Genomic DNA, 15,478 nt, shown 5'->3' on the forward strand with positions numbered 1-15,478 from the left:
GAATGTGTCCGAAAGTAATGGTGATCAGCCGGTTGGTAACGGCAAACGTGTCGCCATGGCAAGCTTGTACGCGCGCCTGAGGGAAGAACGGTAGGCTACGCACACGTGTTCGATGCTTAGACCAGGGGAGCAAGAGTGACGGTAGTGGAGGCGGGTTACACAGCTCGTCACCTGTCGGTGCTTGAGGGCCTCGAGGCCGTACGCAAGCGGCCGGGCATGTACATCGGGTCCACCGACAGCCGCGGGCTCATGCACTGCCTCTGGGAGATCGTGGACAACGGCGTCGACGAGGCCCTGGCGGGCCACTGCGACCGCATCGAGGTCGAGCTCTACGCCGACGGTTCCATCGAGGTGCGGGACAACGGCCGTGGCATCCCCGTTGACATCCACCCCAAGACCGGCCTGGCCGGCGTCGAGCTCGTCTACACCAAGCTTCATGCCGGCGGAAAGTTCGGCAGCGGCTCCTACGGCGCCTCCGGCGGCCTCCACGGCGTGGGCGCCTCAGTGGTCAACGCCCTGTCCTCCCGGCTCGACGTCGAGGTCGACCTCGACGGGCGGGTCCACGAGATCAGCTTCAGGCGCGGCGTGCCCGGCGTCTTCGACGGCGACGGGCCCACGGCCAAGTTCAAGAAGAAGTCCGGGCTGCGGATCGGCGGCTCCCTGCCCAAGAACGTCACGGGCACCCGCGTGCGCTTCTGGGCCGACAAGCAGATCTTCCTGCCCGACGCCGAGGTCTCGCTCGACGAGATCCACGTGCGCCTGCGGCAGACCGCGTTCCTGGTGCCCGGCCTGACCCTGGCGGTCTTCGACAGCAGGGGCGAGGAGCGCACCGGCGAGGAGTTCCGCTTCGACGGCGGCATCTCCGAGTTCACCGAGTTCCTGGCCCGCGACGAGCCCGTCTGCGAGGTGCTGCGGCTGCAGGGCGTGGGCCACTTCCACGAGACCGTGCCGGTCCTCGACGACCAGGGCCACATGACCCCCACCGAGGTGCAGCGCGAGCTCACCGTCGACGTGGCGGTCCGCTGGGGCAAGGGTTACGAGTCGACCGTGCGCTCGTTCGTCAACGTGATCGCCACGCCCAAGGGCGGCACCCACATCACCGGTTTCGAGCGCGGCCTGGTCCGTACGATCAACGAGCTGCTGCGCGAGACCCGGCTGCTGAAGAGCGGTGACGACCCGGTCAACAAGGAGGACATCTCCGAGGGGCTGACCGGCGTGGTCACCGTCCGGGTGCCCGAGCCGCAGTTCGAGGGGCAGACCAAGGAGGTGCTCGGCACCTCCGCGGCCACCCGCATCGTCTCCCACGTGGTCTCGCGCGAGCTCAAGGAGCTGTTCGCCAACCCGCCGCGCGGGTTCAAGCAGCCGCTGCGGGCCGTGCTGGAGAAGATCGTCGCCGCCGCCAAGGCCCGTATCGCGGCCCGCGAGCACCGTGACAACCAGCGGCGCAAGAGCGCCCTGGAGAACTCCGCGCTGCCCGCCAAGCTGGTCGACTGCCGCAGCGACGCCGTCGACCGCAGCGAGCTGTTCATCGTCGAGGGCGACTCCGCGCTCGGCACGGCCAAGCTGGCCCGCGACTCGGAGTTCCAGGCGCTGCTGCCGATCCGCGGCAAGATCCTCAACGTGCAGAAGGCGTCCGTGAGCGACATGCTCAAGAACGCCGAGTGCGCCGCGATCATCCAGGTGGTGGGGGCGGGGTCGGGGCGTTCGTTCGACATCGAGGCGGCCCGCTACGGCAAGGTCATCCTCATGGCCGACGCCGACGTCGACGGCGCGCACATCCGCTGCCTGCTGCTCACCCTGTTCCACCGCTACATGCGGCCGATGGTGGAGGCCGGCCGGGTGTTCGCGGCCGTGCCGCCGCTGCACCGCATCGAGCTCACCAACCCCGGGCGCGGCAAGGAGAAGTACATCTACTGCTACTCCGACGGCGAGCTGCAGAAGGTCCTGCGCGACCTGGAGCGGCGGGGCAAGCGCTGGAAGGACCCGGTGCAGCGGTACAAGGGTCTGGGGGAGATGGACGCCGACCAGCTCGCCGAGACCACGATGGACCCGCGGCACCGAGTGCTGCGCCGGGTGCGCATCGAGGACGCCGAGGGGGCCGAGGCCATCTTCAGCCTGCTGATGGGGAGCGACGTGGCGCCGCGGCGGGAGTTCATCGTCAGCAGCGCGGCCGAGGTCGACCGCGACCACATCGACGCCTGAGCCCGGAAGGGTGCTCCCGGGGCCTCATCTGGTTCCGAGTTCCTGCGACAACGGCTCAAGGAAGGCCCCGGGTCTCAACGAGCTCGGGGCCTCGCGCCCACGCCCTCGGTGACCACCATGCTTCAACCTCACTGACAGGACGACACCGGGCTTCCACAATGGCCTCCGACGTGTCGCCGACCGCAAGACGACCCCAGTGTCACTGGGCTGTGCCCTGGTCGGGCTTCAGGGTGACGGCCCAATGTCACGTCACCGCGCCTCAACTTGGCCCCTGAGCTCATGGTGATGCGGGGCTCAAGGTAGTGCTCGACTTCGGGCGCCAGCGGGCCCAGGGCGACGCCTGGCCCAGGAAGATGCCGAGTTTGGGGTGGCATCGGCCTCAGGGCGACGCCGGGCTCAGAAGGACGCCGGATTCTGGGCGTTATCGGGCTCAAGGCGACATCCCGGGCCTCGGGGCGGCACCCCCGTATCAGGACTTCTGGCCCAAGTAGGTGTGGCGTTGCCGGTGGATGGCACGCGGGCTGGCTTGGGGAAGTCCTCATGGGAGGTCGGCGTGAACCTCCCGGCGGATGCGCGTGCGCCGGCGTGCGGTAGGGCGAGAGTCTGCCTGACGACCCGAGCGACCCGGGCGACCGGTCTCGGCGGGGCCGTCCCGTACCCGCGGCCTCGGAGGGGCGGTTGCTTCCTCCGCCTCAGAGGGCCCGCCCTGCGGTGCGTCGGTCTTGGGACGTTGAGGGGCGTGCGGTGATGCGCCCTCTGTCGCATCTGGTCTTTCTCCGGCAATTCGTCTCAGAGCCACCGACGGTTCGGCTGTGAGAGTGGGGAGGGGCTCGTGAACAGCGCAGCGCGCCTTGGTTCTGTGTCTGCTGCGTCGCCGCCGAGATGAGCAGCGGTGGCGGCCGCTCGGGCCCAGGTGAGAGTCGGAGCCGAGTGCATCGACCGGCGTCGGCGTGTCGGGCCGGGCCGTCACCCGTCGCCTGCGCCCTTCGGGTGTGCCCGTGCTGGGCGTGGGAGCCGGTCATCACGGTGGCCGCTGGTAGGAGCATGTCGTGCTTGGGGCGTCGAGGGCCTTGCAGAAGCTTCGTTGGACGGCGTCGCACCGAACCAGCACTGCCCCCAAGGCTCTCAGAGCCTCAGGCGGGCTCTGAAGTCGCGGTTTGGGGTCAGGGGCGCCCCATGGGTGTTCTGGGGGCTCCTGGGGCCTCCTGGTGGGGCTGGTGGCCGCGCTGGCGGAGTTCGTGGGGTGACCTGGCGGAAGGACGGTGTGATCGACCGGCCAGCGGGTACGGGCCGGACGCCGCCGTTTCGCGGACGAGTCATGCCAGATCCCCCACGAAGTCACGGGCCGAGGGGCAGGGAGAGGGTGTCGATGGGGGCGACCGCGGGGGCGGTGGTGGATCTGGACGCGGCGCGCATGCAGATGGCGTTGTCGCTCGGCTGGCACATCGTCATCGCCTGTCTCGGCGTCGGCATGCCGGCCATCACCCTGCTGGCCGAGTGGCGGGGGCATCGCACCGGGGACAACAACTACCGCTTGCTGGCGCGGCGGTGGGCCAGGGCGCTCGGGGTGCTGTTCGCGGTCGGCGCGGTCTCGGGGACGATCCTGTCGTTCGAGATGGGCCTGCTGTGGCCGGGCATGATGGGCGTGTACGGCGAGGTCATCGGCCTGCCGTTCTCGCTGGAGGGCATCGCGTTCTTCGTCGAGGCCATCTTCCTCGGCATCTACCTCTACGCCTGGGACCGCCTGCGGCCCGTCGCGCACCTGCTGACCGGGATCCCGATCGTGCTGGCGGGGGTGGCCAGCGCGTTCTTCGTGGTCGCCGCCAACGCCTGGATGCAGCAGCCCACCGGGTACGAGGTCGCGGGCGGCCGGATCGTGGCCGTCGATCCATGGGCGGCGATGTTCAACCGGGCCACGCCGCCCCAGACGGTGCACATGATCCTGGCGGCGTTCATGGTGGCCGGTTTCCTGATGGCCGGCGTGTACGCGGTCGCCATGCTGCGCGGCCGGCGCGACCGCTACCACCGGCTCGGCCTGCTGCTGCCGCTCACGGTCGCGGCGGCCGTCACGCCCGTGCAGATCGGCGTCGGCGACTGGGCCGCGCACTTCGTGGCCGAGTACCAGCCGGTCAAGCTGGCCGCCATGGAGGGCGTGTTCCGTACGGGCCGCGGCGTGCCGCTGCACCTGGGCGGGATCGCGGTGGACGGCGAGCTGAAGTACGCCCTGGAGATCCCCTACGGCCTGTCCCTGCTGGCCCACTGGAACCCCGACGCGGAGATCACCGGCCTGGAGCAGGTGCCGGCCGCCGACCGGCCGCCGGTCAACATGGTGCACTGGGCGTTCCAGATCATGGTGCTGATGGGGTTCGCCCTGCTGCTGCTGGCGGTCTGCCTCGCGCTGTCCTGGAAACGGCGGCGTGACCTGCCGGAGTCCCCGTGGTTCCTGCGTGCCGCCGCGTTGTCGGGCGTGGCCGCCGTGCTGGCGCTGGAGAGCGGCTGGGTGGTGACGGAGGTCGGACGCCAGCCGTGGATCGTGTTCCGGGTGATGCGCACGTCGGAGGCGGTCAACCCCGCGCCCGGCCTGGTGTACGGGTTCGCGCTGGTCACGGCCGTCTACGTGGCACTGACCGTGGCCACCGTGTACGTGATGCGCCGCCTGTCCCGCGACGTGCCGGTGCCGCTGGCGCCGCAGGAGCCCGACGTCACCGGCTACAAGGTCGTGTGACGATGCCGCTGCCGCAGATCATGCTGGCCGTCCTGTGGATCGGGCTGACGGCGTACGTCCTGTTCGGGGGCGCCGACTTCGGCGGCGGCGTGTGGGACCTGCTGGCGGGCGGCGCCGAGCGCGGCCGGCGGCGGCGGGACCTGGTGGAGCACTCCATCGGCCCGGTCTGGGAGGCCAACCACGTGTGGTTGATCTTCGTGATCGTGCTGGCCTGGACCGGCGTGCCGGCGGTGTTCGCCTCGGTGGCCTCCACCCTCTACATCCCGCTCACGCTGGTGGCGCTGGGCGTGATCGGGCGCGGCGCGGCGTTCGCGTTCCGCAAGGTCTCCGCGCGGCTCTGGCAGCGGCGGCTGTTCGGCGCCACCTTCGCCTTCTCCTCGGTGGTGACCCCGTTCTTCCTCGGCGCCGCGGCGGGCGGCATCGCCTCCGGACGGGTGCCGCCCGGCATCGCCAAGGGCGACCTGGTCGGGAGCTGGGTCAACCCCACGTCGATGGCGGTCGGCGCGCTGGGCGTCGGCACGGCCGCGTACCTGGCCGCCGTCTACCTGACCCGCGACGCCCGGCGCGGCGGCCAGGAGGACCTGGCCGAGGAGTTCCGGCGGCGGGCGCTGGGCTGCGGCGCGGTGGTCGGCGTGCTGGCGGCGGTGAGCCTGCTCGTGCTGCGCGCCGACGCGCCCGCCCTGTTCGCCGAGCTGACCACCGGCCGCGCCCTGCCGCTGCTGGCGTTGTCGGTGCTGGCCGGGCTGGCCTCGCTGGTGCTGCTGTGGCGGCGGGCCTATCTGGCGGTACGCCTCAGCGCCGCGCTGGCCGTGACCGGGCTGCTGTGGGGCTGGGGCGTGGGGCAGTACCCCGTGCTGCTCCCCGGCCTCACCCTCGACCAGGCCGCGGCCACCGACGCGGTGCTGGGGGCCAGCCTTGGCTCGCTGGCCGCCGGCGCGGTCCTGCTGGTCCCGTCGTTGTGGTGGTTGTACGCCACCTTCCAGCGCGAGCGCGGCGAGGTCAGTCGCCGACCGGCGTGAGCAGGCCCGTGCGCACGTCGTAGATCGCGCCCGTCACCGGCATGTCGGCGGGCAGGAACGGGGTCGAGCGGATGCGCGTGAGGTCGTGGCGCAGCGCCTCGCCCTGGTCGGGGACGGTGTGGAACTCCAGGCTGCGGGTGTCCACGCCGCGGGCGCTGGTCAGCTCGTGCACGTCGGCGTCCGTCACCTTGGTCATCCCGCAGTCGGTGTGCGGCATGACCAGGACGCGTTCGACGCCGAGCAGGTACACGGCGAGGACCAGCGTGCGCAGTACGTCGTCGGTGACCCGCGCGCCGGCGTTGCGCAGGATCTTGGCGTCGCCTGGCTGGAGGCCCAGCAGGCCCAGCGGGTCGATGCGGGAGTCCATGCAGGTCACCACGGCAAGCCCGCGGGCTGCCCGGCCGGTGAGCCCGGAGTCGCCGAAGTCCTTGGCGTACTTCGCGTTGGCGGCATACAGGTCGTCGAACGCAGTCATGCCTCAGATCTTCCCTTACGTCCCAAAGATGATGCTTTCCGGGGTGGCGACTGGCGCGAGTTCCCGAAGGTCCCACGAAATTCACTCACCTTGAGTGATGATGTCGTCACCATCTGTACGCCGTCGAAGAAGGTCAGTCGTGAGTAGGTCCGAATCGCTCGCCGCGTATCTCCGCGCTCAGGCCCGGCGCCGCCTCGACCGTGTGGAGTCCAACGACGACGGGCGCAACGCCAGATGCGCGCTGGCCCTGCTCGACACCGCCGCGTACGCCGCCGGCCTGCCCGAGGACGACCCGATCGTCCTCATGCTCGACCAGGCGGGCTGCTACGGGCCGCTCGGCTGCGAGGAGTTCGACCCGGGGGAGGCCGGCGTCCGGCTGATCCGGTCGTGGACCGGCGGCGAGCCCCACGAACTCCTGCTCGCCCTGCCCGCCGCCATCGAGGCCGCCACCTCCGCCTGACGGCGGTCAGGCCGCGGGCTCGTTCCCCGGCCGCCACTTGATGCCGCAGCCGATCGAGGCGCGCTGGTCGGCCGGGACGGGATCGCCCGCGAGCAGCGCGTCGATCGCCGCCCGGAGCGAGGAGCCGGTCACCGGGACCGAGTTGCCCGGCCGCGACCCGTCGAACTCTCCCCGGTAGACGAGCCGCAGATCGCCGTCGTAGAGGAAGAAGTCGGGCGTGCAGGCCGCGCGGTAGGCCTTGGCGACGTCCTGGGTGTCGTCCAGCAGGTACGGGAACGGGAACCCCGCGCGCCGGGCCTGTTCGGCAAGGTGTGTGGGATCATCGTCGGGGTAGTTCACGCTGTCGTTGCTGCAGATGCCCACGACCGACAGCCTGGAGCCGTAGCCCGCGGCCAGCGTGCCGAGGCCCGTCTCGAGGTGCCGTACGTAGGGGCAGTGGTTGGACAGGAAGACCACGAGCGTGGCGGGGGAGCCCTTGAGGTCCGCGAGCGAGACGCTGCCGCCGTCGATGGCGGTGAGGTCGAAGGCGGGCGCGGGGGTGCCCAGGGGGACCATGAACGAATTGGCGGCCATGACCTTCATTCTCGTCGGCCGGGATGCCGGCGAAACAAGTCCAGGAGGTGAATGATGACCGGCATCGCGGAGTTCCGTACGACGGTCCTCGACTGCCCGGAGCCCCGGGCGCTCGCCGAGTTCTACTCGCGGTTGCTCGGCTGGCCCGTCACGTACGAGGACGAGACCTGGGTGGTCGTCGAGGACGGCGGCTCGCCCAAGCGCCTGGCCTTCCAGCGCGTGCCCGGCCACCGGCCGCCGACCTGGCCGGAGGGCGACCGGCCGCAGCAGCTCCACATCGACGTCACCGTCACCGACATGGACAAGGCCGAGCGGCAGGTGCTGGAGATCGGCGCGACCAAGCACGAGCGGCAGCCGAGCGAGGACGACAGCTTCCGGGTCTTCCTCGACCCCGCCGGCCACACGTTCTGCCTCTGCCGCGACTGACCGGACGCCCGCTCCCGCACGGGCCTCCACGCCGTTCAGGGAGCCCGGAGCCGGCGGAGGGGGGCCGAGGCCGCCCTCCGCCGGCCGGGGATCACTCCTGCGCGGCCGCCGGCGGCGGCGGCGCGTCGGCCTCCGGTCCGGCGGCCAGGGCGCCGCCGACGGCGCCGATGGTGTGCGTCAGACGCACGCCGGAGCCGTCGCGGCGGCCGATCTCCTCCGGCAGCGGCACCGGCTTGCCCACCGCCGACACGGCCTTGGCGGGCGCGGGGCCGGCCCAGGCGAGCAGCAGCTCGTCCTCGCCCTTCAGGAACCGCTGGGCCCGCACGCCGCCGGTGGCCCGGCCCTTGGGCGGGAACTCGGCGTAGTCGGAGACCTTGCCGCCCCCGACCTGCGTGCCCGGCAGCGCCGTCGAGGACCCGGCCACGGTGACCACCTGCGCCGGGCGCGAGGGGTCGACCACGCCGAACCAGATCGCCCGGGCGCCGTCGTCGAGCCGGATGCCGGCCATGCCGCCGGCCGGACGACCCTGAGGACGCACCAGCGAGGCCGGGTAACGCAGGAGCTGGGCGTCGGAGGAGATGAAGACCAGGTCGTGGTCCTCGGAGTCGAGCTCGGCGGCGCCCACCACGGTGTCGCCGTCCTTGAGGGTGATCACTTCGAAGTCGTCGCGGTTGGCCGGGTAGTCGGGCACCACCCGCTTGACCACGCCCTGGGTCGTACCGAGCGCCAGCCCGGGGCTGTCGGGGTCGAGCGAGCCGAGGCCGACGACCTTCTCGTCGGGCTGCAACGAGACGAACTCGGAGACCGGATGGCCGCCCGACAACGTCGGCGGGTTGGCCGAGGGCGGCAGCGTCGGCAGGTCGACCACCTGGACCCGGATCAACCGGCCCAAGGACGTCACCACGCCCACCTCGCCGCGTACGGACGTGCGCGCCACCGACACCAGCACGTCGTGCGCCGACCGATCGCCCTCACCGGCCAGCGGAGCCGCGTCGGAGGTGCGGGCCAGCAGCCCCGTGGAGGACAGCAGCGCCCAGCACGGGTCGTCGGCCACCTGGAGCGAGGCCACCGGCGTGCGGGCCACGCCCGGCGCCTCCAGCAGCACGGTACGGCGCGGCGTGGCGTACTTCTTGGCCACCTCGGCCAGCTCGCCCGAGACCACCTGCCGCAGCTTCGCCTCCGAGGACAGGATCTCGGTGAGCGCCGCGATCTCCTCGCTCAGCGTCTCCTTCTCCTGGTCGAGCTCCAGCTTGTCGAACCTGGTCAGCCGGCGCAGCGGCGTGTCGAGGATGTAGGCGGCCTGGATCTCGGTCAGGTCGAAGACTTCCATCAACCGGGCGCGGGCCTGCGCCGAGTCGTCGGAGGAACGGATGACCTGGATGACCTCGTCGATGTTGAGCAGCGCGATGATCAGGCCGTCGACCAGGTGCAGGCGCTCCTCGCGCTTGCGCCGGCGGTACTCGGACCTGCGCCGCACGACCTCCAGCCGGTGGTCGACGTAGACCTGCAGCAGCTCGCGCAGGCCGAGCGTGCGCGGCTCGCCGTCGACCAGGGCGACGTTGTTGATGCCGAAGGTCTCCTCCATCGGCGTGAGCCGGTAGAGCTCCTCCAGGACGGCCTCGGGGATGAAGCCGTTCTTGATCTCGATGACCAGGCGCAGGCCCTTGTGCCGGTCGGTGAGGTCCTTCAGGTCGGCGATGCCCTGGAGCTTCTTGCTGGTCACCAGCTCCTTGATCTTGGTGACCACGCGCTCGGGGCCGACGTTGTAGGGCAGCTCGGTGACGATGATGCCCTTGCGCCGCGGCGTGATCTGCTCGACCGCGCACCTGGCCCGCATGCGGAACGTGCCGCGCCCGGTCTCGTAGGCGTCGCGCACGCCCTGCAGCCCGATGATCGAGCCGCCGGTCGGCAGGTCGGGGCCGGGCACGAACTTCATCAGCTCGTCGAGCGTGGCGTCGGGCTTCTTGATCAGGTGGCGGGCGGCGGCCACGACCTCGGCGAGGTTGTGCGGCGCCATGTTGGTCGCCATGCCGACCGCGATGCCGGTGGTGCCGTTGACCAGCAGGTTGGGGAACGCCGACGGCATGACCGTGGGCTCGGTCTCCTGGCCGTCGTAGTTGGGCTTGAAGTTGACGGTGTCCTCGTCGAGCGACTCCACCATGAGCATCGCCGCCGGGGCCAGCCTGGCCTCGGTGTACCGCATGGCGGCGGGCAGGTCGTCGGGGGAGCCGAAGTTGCCGTGGCCGTCGACCAGCGGCAGGCGCATCGAGAACGGCTGCGCCAGACGCACGAGCGCGTCGTAGATGGCGCTGTCGCCATGGGGGTGGAGCTTGCCCATGACGTCGCCGACGACGCGCGAGGACTTGACGTGGCCGCGGTCGGGACGCAGGCCCATCTCGCTCATGGAGTAGAGGATGCGCCGCTGCACCGGTTTGAGGCCGTCGCGAGCGTCGGGCAGAGCCCGCTGGTAGATCACCGAGTACGCGTACTCGAGATAGCTCTTGCGCATCTCCGAGGAGACGTCGATGTCGACGATCCGCTCCTCGAAGTCCTCAGGCGGGGGTGCAGTCGTACGTCGGGCCATGTCGAACATTGTGCCGAAGAGACTCGGGTGCCCGCGACTCGTCGGCGCGCCGCCCTGGTCTTGACCAAGCAATTGCTTGGGTCTTAACGTCGGAGGCGAGGACCCCGTCCCCCCGCCTCCGGAGGCTCCGCCATGATCGAGTTCCATCCCGTGACCAAGCACATCGGCGCCGAGGTCACCGGGGTCGATCTGCGCAAACCCCTCTCCCCGGAAGACGTCGCGACCCTGCGCGCGGGATGGCTGAGGCACCTGGTGCTGTTCTTCCGCGACCAGCACATCGACGACGAGCAGCACCTGCAGTTCGCCCTCAACTTCGGCACGCTCAACCATCCGGCGTTCAAGAAGGACTCCGGCAGCCCGATCCACGTCCTCGACCAGACCTCCCCGAAAGGCGAGGGCGGGGACGAATGGCACAGCGACAACACCTTCGAGCCCACGCCGCCGATGGGCTCGCTGCTGCGCTGCATGCAACTGCCGAGCGTGGGCGGCGACACCTGCTGGGCCAACACCTACCTGGCCTACGAGACGCTGTCGCCGTCGATCCAGCGGCTGTGCGACGAGCTGACCGCCGTGCACGACATCACGATGTCGATGAAGAAGGCGATCTCCAAGGGGCACCCGTTCGACCTGGCCGAGATCCAGGCCAAATGGCCGCCGATAGAGCGCCCGGTGGTCCGCGTGCACGCCGAGACCGGGCGCAAGGCCCTGTTCGTCAACCGCGCGTCCACCACCCGCCTGGTGGGGCTGAGCGACCGCGAGAACGAGGCCCTGCTGCCGCTGCTCATCGACCACATCCGCTCGCCCGAGTACCAGTGCAGGCTGAACTGGCGTCCCGGCACGCTGGCCTTCTGGGACAACCGCCCCACCCAGCACTATGCGGTCGCCGACTACACCGAACGCCGCCGCATGCACCGCGTCACGATCAACGCCTTCCCCGAGCACGCGGACAAGGAGCGACTCACAGCCTGAGCGAGGCCCAGCTCGACAGGGCGAAGAACAGGAACAGCAGCACCTCCACGCCGTAGACGATGTTGCGTCCGGTCGGGCCGAACAGCACGTACGCCACGGCGGCGAGCGTGCACCCGACCACGAGGAGCACGTCCACCATCCCCAGCACGATCGCCAGCGCGAGGCGCACCAGGAACCACAGGAAGCCCAGGCCGAACCAGCTCGACATCGTGGAGTCGTCGTAGGCCCACCTCGACAGCGCCATGGGGGAGTAGAAGGAGGTGTCCCAGTACTCCTGCCAGCGCTCCCCGACGCCCGCCGACCGCTCCTTGACGGCGGCCTGGGCGTTCTTGAACTCGATGGTCTGCACGGTGCCGTTCGTCACGTCGATGAGCACCTGCCGGCGGACGACCTGGATCACGGCCGTGCCGTTCACCACGGCCATGAACTCGCCGGAACCGCTGTTGACCTTGTAGATGTGGTCGAAGCCCGCCACGTCCGGCTTGTCCGGGCTCTTGCGGGCGTCGCGGACGACCACGTAGAAGGCGTCGTCGTCGGCCTCGGGCAGGTTGTACTCGGCGCCGATCGAGAAGACGCCGACCGGCGTGACCAGCGAGGTCTCCCCCGAGAGCCGCACGACGCCGTCGCTGCCCCACTCCAGCTTCACCGGCAGGAAGGCGGGGTGGTAGGACGCCTTCACGTCGGTCCCGGCGCAGCCCGCCGTGGTGAGGATCATGACGGCCAGCACCACCCGGGCCATCATCTCGAAGTGATCTTTCGTGCTCCTCCGGCGACGCGTCGCCGCCGGTACGACCGGGGTGTGGACAAGCCCCGTCATCAGCCCTCCTGGGGGGCGAAAGCGCTTGACGACTGCTCAACGTCCCGTCCGGCCCCCCGGTTCCGGACGGCGGGGCCCGCGCCTTCCGGCCCTTCGACCGGTCGGAGACGCGCGGTGGGCCTGTTCCGTCGGTGGAAGCTGGTAATAAGGGGGGCATGATTGAAGCCCCCGACGCGGCGATGCTGCGCGAAGAGGCCGAGGAGCGGCTGCGAGCCCTGGCCGGCGACCACGCCCGGCTGCGCGACGACCAGTGGTCCGCCATCGAGGCGCTCGTGCTCGACCGGCGCAGGGTCCTCGTCGTGCAGCGCACCGGCTGGGGCAAGTCCGCCGTCTACTTCGTGGCCACCGCCCTGCTGCGCGAGCTCGGCGAGGGCCCCACGGTCATCGTCTCGCCGCTGCTCGCCCTCATGCGCAACCAGATCGCCGCCGCCGAGCGCGCCGGCATCAGGGCCGTCACGATCAACTCCGCCAACCCCGAGGCGTGGGAGGAGATCTACGGCCAGGTCGCCGAGGGCATGGTCGACGTGTTGCTGGTCAGCCCCGAGCGGCTCAACAACCCCGACTTCCGCGACAACGTGCTGCCCGAGCTGGCCGAGAGTGCCGGGCTCGTGGTCGTCGACGAGGCCCACTGCATCTCCGACTGGGGCCACGACTTCCGGCCCGACTACCGCCGGCTCGCCACGCTGTTCGACGAGCTGCCGCCCGGCATCCCGGTGCTGGCCACCACCGCCACGGCCAACGCCCGCGTCACCCGCGACGTCGCCGAGCAGATGGGCGAGGGCACGTTCGTGCTGCGCGGCCCGCTGGAGCGCGAGAGCCTCCACCTGAGCGTCGTCCAGCTGCCCTCGGCCGAGCAGCGCCTGGCCTGGCTGGCCCAGACCCTGCGCGAGCTGCCGGGTTCCGGCATCGTTTATACGCTCACCGTCGCCGCCGCCCACGAGATCGCCGGCTACCTGCGCGAGCAGGGCCACGAGGTGGCCGCCTACTCCGGCCAGACCGACCCGGCCGAGCGGCTGGCCGCGGAGGAGGCGCTGCTGAACAACAAGATCAAGGCGCTGGTCGCCACGAGCGCGCTCGGCATGGGGTTCGACAAGCCCGACCTGGGCTTCGTCGTGCACGTCGGCGCGCCGCAGTCGCCCGTCGCCTACTACCAGCAGGTCGGCCGGGCCGGGCGCGGCGTCGAGCGGGCCGAGGTCATCCTGCTGCCCGGCACGGAAGACCGCGAGATCTGGGCCTACTTCACCTCCCTGGCCTTCCCTCCCGAGCCCGTCGTGCGCGCCACGCTGCAGGCGCTCGAACAGGGCGGCGTGATGTCCACCCAGGCCCTGGAGACCGCGGTCGACCTGAGCCGCAGCCGCCTGGAGATGATGCTCAAGGTCCTCGACGTCGACGGCGCCGTGCGCCGGGTCAAGGGCGGCTGGGAGTCGACCGGCGAGCCCTGGGCCTACGACGCCGAGCGCTATGCCCGCATCGCCGCCGAGCGCAAGGCCGAGCAGGACGCCATGCTGCGCTACCTGACCACCGACGAGTGCCGCGAGCAGTACCTGCGCAGGCACCTCGACGACGAGACCGCCACGCCCTGCGGCCGCTGCGACAACTGCACCGGCCGCCACCGCTCGCCGGAGATCGCCGCCCAGGCCGTCGAGACCGCCCGCGAACGCCTGAGCAGGCCCGGCGTCGAGATCGAGGCGCGCAGGCAGTGGCCCACCGGCCTGGCCGACCTGTCCGGCAGGATCAAGCCCGAGCTGGGCGCCGAGCCCGGCCGCGCGCTCGGCCGGCTGACCGACATCGGCTGGGGCAACCGGCTGCGCGAGCTGCTCGCCGGAGCCGACGGGCCGATGGCCGACGACATGTTCAAGGCCGTCGTCCAGGTGTTGTCGGCTTGGGGCTGGCAGGAACGGCCGGTGGCCGTGGTCAACGTGCCGTCGGCGACGCGCCCGCAGCTCGTGCGCGGCTTCGCCGAACGGCTGGCCCAGGTGGGCCGGCTGACCTACCTGGGCGAGCTGGGCTACCGGGCGGGGTCGCCCGGCCGGCAGTTCAACAGCGCCAAGCGCGTCCAGGCGATCAGGGGCACGCTGGCGATGCCCAAAGACCTCGGCGTCGCGATCGCCCAGTGCGGCGGCCCGGTGCTGCTGATCGACGACCGCGTCGACACGGGCTGGACGATGACCCTGGCGGCGGCCCTGATCCGGCACGCGGGCGCGCCGGCGGTGCTGCCGCTCGCGCTGGCCACCACGTCCTGACCGGCGAGAGGAAGCCCGGCCGGGGCAGGAGAAGCCCGGCCGGGGAGCGGGTCAGAACGGCGGGCGTGCGCCCAGGTGCATGATGGCCTTGGCGGCGAGCCGGCACCCGGCGGCCAGCGACTCGGCCGGCGGCTTGCCGGCCAGCCACGGCGGCAGGAACCCGGCCGAGAACGCGTCGCCCGCGCCCGTGCCGTCAACGATCTTGTCGACCGGCTCGGCGGCCACCCGGACCGGGTCGGGGCGGCCGTTGCTGAACCACAGCGCGCCCTCGGCGTTCATCTTGATGACGACCTGCGGGAACCACGCGGTGAGCACCTTGGCGGCGGCCTCGGCGTCGTCGCGGCCGGTCAGCACCTTGGCCTGGTCGATGTTGGCGAACAGCAGCTTCGCGCCGTTGGTCCATTCGAGGAACGGCTCGGCGCCCGTGCGCTCCAGCGGCGCCGAGGAGGCGCAGTCGACCGAGATCGACATGCCCGTGCGGCGCGCCATGTCGAGCGCCGCCAGGCCGGCGTCGCGCGAGCCCTCGTTGACCAGCGTGTAGCCCGACAGGTGCAGGTGGGCGCCCGAGGTGAACAGGTCGCGCGGCAGGTCTTCGGGGGACAGGGCGGCGTTGGCGCCCGGGTCGGAGAGCATCGTGCGCTCGCCCTTGTGCGTGACGAGCACCACGCAGGTGCCGGTGGGCCGCTCGGGATCCATGACGAGCCGGGCGTCGACGCCGTAGCCCATCAGCTCCATGTCGCGGTTGCGGCCGGTGATGTCGGCGCCCCGGCGGCCGATGAAGGCCACCTCCGCGCCCTCGACGGCGAGCCACGAGGCGATGTTGGCGCCGGAGCCGCCGCCGTGCATCGTCACGATCGCGGGCGTGTCGCTCGCGCGGGCGAGCGCGTAACGGGCGCGCGCGACCGCGTCGGTCATGAGATCGCCCACCACGACGACCCGCGTCATGATGCCACCACCTTGCTGCCTTCAGAACGACCCTGGCCAC

Annotated in this window: 12 protein-coding genes; 7 read left to right on the forward strand and 5 right to left on the reverse strand. The window is 71.2% G+C overall.

Annotated elements, in window-relative coordinates:
• Window positions 1-135: 135 nt before the first annotated feature.
• The 3 genes from ACNF49_RS17685 to ACNF49_RS17695 all read left to right on the forward strand — a co-directional run bounded on the left by ACNF49_RS17685 (window position 136) and on the right by ACNF49_RS17695 (window position 5,946).
• Window positions 136-2,202, forward strand: coding sequence for a DNA gyrase/topoisomerase IV subunit B (locus tag ACNF49_RS17685; protein ID WP_357965654.1), 2,067 nt, complete (start codon window positions 136-138; stop codon window positions 2,200-2,202).
• Window positions 2,203-3,571: 1,369 nt separating this feature from the next.
• Window positions 3,572-4,927, forward strand: coding sequence for a cytochrome ubiquinol oxidase subunit I (locus ACNF49_RS17690; protein ID WP_482944370.1), 1,356 nt, complete (start codon window positions 3,572-3,574; stop codon window positions 4,925-4,927).
• A 2-nt stretch (window positions 4,928-4,929) separates the two neighbouring features.
• The gene (locus ACNF49_RS17695) at window positions 4,930-5,946 is read left to right on the forward strand and encodes a cytochrome d ubiquinol oxidase subunit II (protein ID WP_482944371.1); all 1,017 of its coding nucleotides are present in this window, start codon (window positions 4,930-4,932) and stop codon (window positions 5,944-5,946) included.
• Here ACNF49_RS17695 and ACNF49_RS17700 read toward each other — a convergent pair.
• Window positions 5,927-6,421, reverse strand: coding sequence for a beta-class carbonic anhydrase (locus ACNF49_RS17700; RefSeq protein WP_482944372.1), 495 nt, complete (start codon window positions 6,419-6,421; stop codon window positions 5,927-5,929). The two genes, ACNF49_RS17695 and ACNF49_RS17700, sit on opposite strands and share 20 nt — an antisense overlap.
• A 139-nt stretch (window positions 6,422-6,560) precedes the next feature.
• Between ACNF49_RS17700 and ACNF49_RS17705 the strand changes: the two genes are divergently transcribed.
• Window positions 6,561-6,881, forward strand: coding sequence for a hypothetical protein (locus ACNF49_RS17705; RefSeq protein ID WP_482944373.1), 321 nt, complete (start codon window positions 6,561-6,563; stop codon window positions 6,879-6,881).
• 6 nt (window positions 6,882-6,887) lie between these two features.
• Here the strand turns inward: ACNF49_RS17705 and ACNF49_RS17710 are convergent, their stop codons facing one another.
• A complete protein-coding gene (locus tag ACNF49_RS17710) occupies window positions 6,888-7,454 on the reverse strand; it encodes a thioredoxin family protein (protein ID WP_482944374.1) in 567 nt (188 codons plus the stop codon).
• Window positions 7,455-7,508: 54 nt separating this feature from the next.
• On the opposite strand from ACNF49_RS17710, the gene ACNF49_RS17715 reads away from it, so the two are divergent.
• Window positions 7,509-7,880 (forward strand): VOC family protein, encoded by a 372-nt coding sequence (locus tag ACNF49_RS17715; RefSeq protein ID WP_498702602.1) that lies wholly within the window; start codon window positions 7,509-7,511, stop codon window positions 7,878-7,880.
• A gap of 91 nt (window positions 7,881-7,971) precedes the next feature.
• On the opposite strand, the gene ACNF49_RS17720 is transcribed toward ACNF49_RS17715, so the two are convergent.
• Window positions 7,972-10,464, reverse strand: coding sequence for a DNA gyrase/topoisomerase IV subunit A (locus tag ACNF49_RS17720; protein ID WP_482944375.1), 2,493 nt, complete (start codon window positions 10,462-10,464; stop codon window positions 7,972-7,974).
• Between the two features lie 132 nt (window positions 10,465-10,596).
• Between ACNF49_RS17720 and ACNF49_RS17725 the strand changes: the two genes are divergently transcribed.
• Window positions 10,597-11,433 carry a TauD/TfdA dioxygenase family protein gene (locus ACNF49_RS17725; RefSeq protein ID WP_357965634.1) on the forward strand — a complete coding sequence of 279 codons (837 nt, stop codon included), beginning with the start codon at window positions 10,597-10,599 and terminating at the stop codon, window positions 11,431-11,433.
• Here ACNF49_RS17725 and ACNF49_RS17730 read toward each other — a convergent pair.
• Window positions 11,423-12,250: a hypothetical protein gene (locus ACNF49_RS17730; protein WP_482944376.1), complete on the reverse strand. Its 828-nt coding sequence runs from the start codon at window positions 12,248-12,250 to the stop codon at window positions 11,423-11,425. The two genes, ACNF49_RS17725 and ACNF49_RS17730, sit on opposite strands and share 11 nt — an antisense overlap.
• Before the next feature lie 155 nt (window positions 12,251-12,405).
• On the opposite strand from ACNF49_RS17730, the gene ACNF49_RS17735 reads away from it, so the two are divergent.
• On the forward strand, window positions 12,406-14,493 hold the full coding sequence (locus ACNF49_RS17735) for a RecQ family ATP-dependent DNA helicase (RefSeq protein ID WP_357965628.1): 2,088 nt from the start codon (window positions 12,406-12,408) through the stop codon (window positions 14,491-14,493).
• Window positions 14,494-14,544: 51 nt separating this feature from the next.
• On the opposite strand, the gene ACNF49_RS17740 is transcribed toward ACNF49_RS17735, so the two are convergent.
• Window positions 14,545-15,438, reverse strand: a complete 894-nt coding sequence (locus ACNF49_RS17740; protein ID WP_357965626.1) for a carbohydrate kinase family protein — start codon at window positions 15,436-15,438, stop codon at window positions 14,545-14,547.
• Window positions 15,439-15,478: the final 40 nt, after the last annotated feature.

It is taken from the genome of Actinomadura sp. ATCC 39365, assembly GCF_054392275.1.

Bases quoted from the DNA above. Each gene is read 5' to 3' on its own strand.
- ACNF49_RS17715 (WP_498702602.1), top strand. From the start codon at position 7,509: ATGACCGGCATCGCGGAGTTCCGTACGACGGTCCTCGACTGCCCGGAG.
- ACNF49_RS17700 (WP_482944372.1), bottom strand. From the start codon at position 6,421: ATGACTGCGTTCGACGACCTGTATGCCGCCAACGCGAAGTACGCCAAG.
- ACNF49_RS17710 (WP_482944374.1), bottom strand. From the start codon at position 7,454: ATGGCCGCCAATTCGTTCATGGTCCCCCTGGGCACCCCCGCGCCCGCC.
- ACNF49_RS17720 (WP_482944375.1), bottom strand. From the start codon at position 10,464: ATGGCCCGACGTACGACTGCACCCCCGCCTGAGGACTTCGAGGAGCGG.
- ACNF49_RS17725 (WP_357965634.1), top strand. From the start codon at position 10,597: ATGATCGAGTTCCATCCCGTGACCAAGCACATCGGCGCCGAGGTCACC.
- ACNF49_RS17690 (WP_482944370.1), top strand. From the start codon at position 3,572: ATGGGGGCGACCGCGGGGGCGGTGGTGGATCTGGACGCGGCGCGCATG.
- ACNF49_RS17735 (WP_357965628.1), top strand. From the start codon at position 12,406: ATGATTGAAGCCCCCGACGCGGCGATGCTGCGCGAAGAGGCCGAGGAG.
- ACNF49_RS17695 (WP_482944371.1), top strand. From the start codon at position 4,930: ATGCCGCTGCCGCAGATCATGCTGGCCGTCCTGTGGATCGGGCTGACG.
- ACNF49_RS17730 (WP_482944376.1), bottom strand. From the start codon at position 12,250: ATGACGGGGCTTGTCCACACCCCGGTCGTACCGGCGGCGACGCGTCGC.
- ACNF49_RS17740 (WP_357965626.1), bottom strand. From the start codon at position 15,438: ATGACGCGGGTCGTCGTGGTGGGCGATCTCATGACCGACGCGGTCGCG.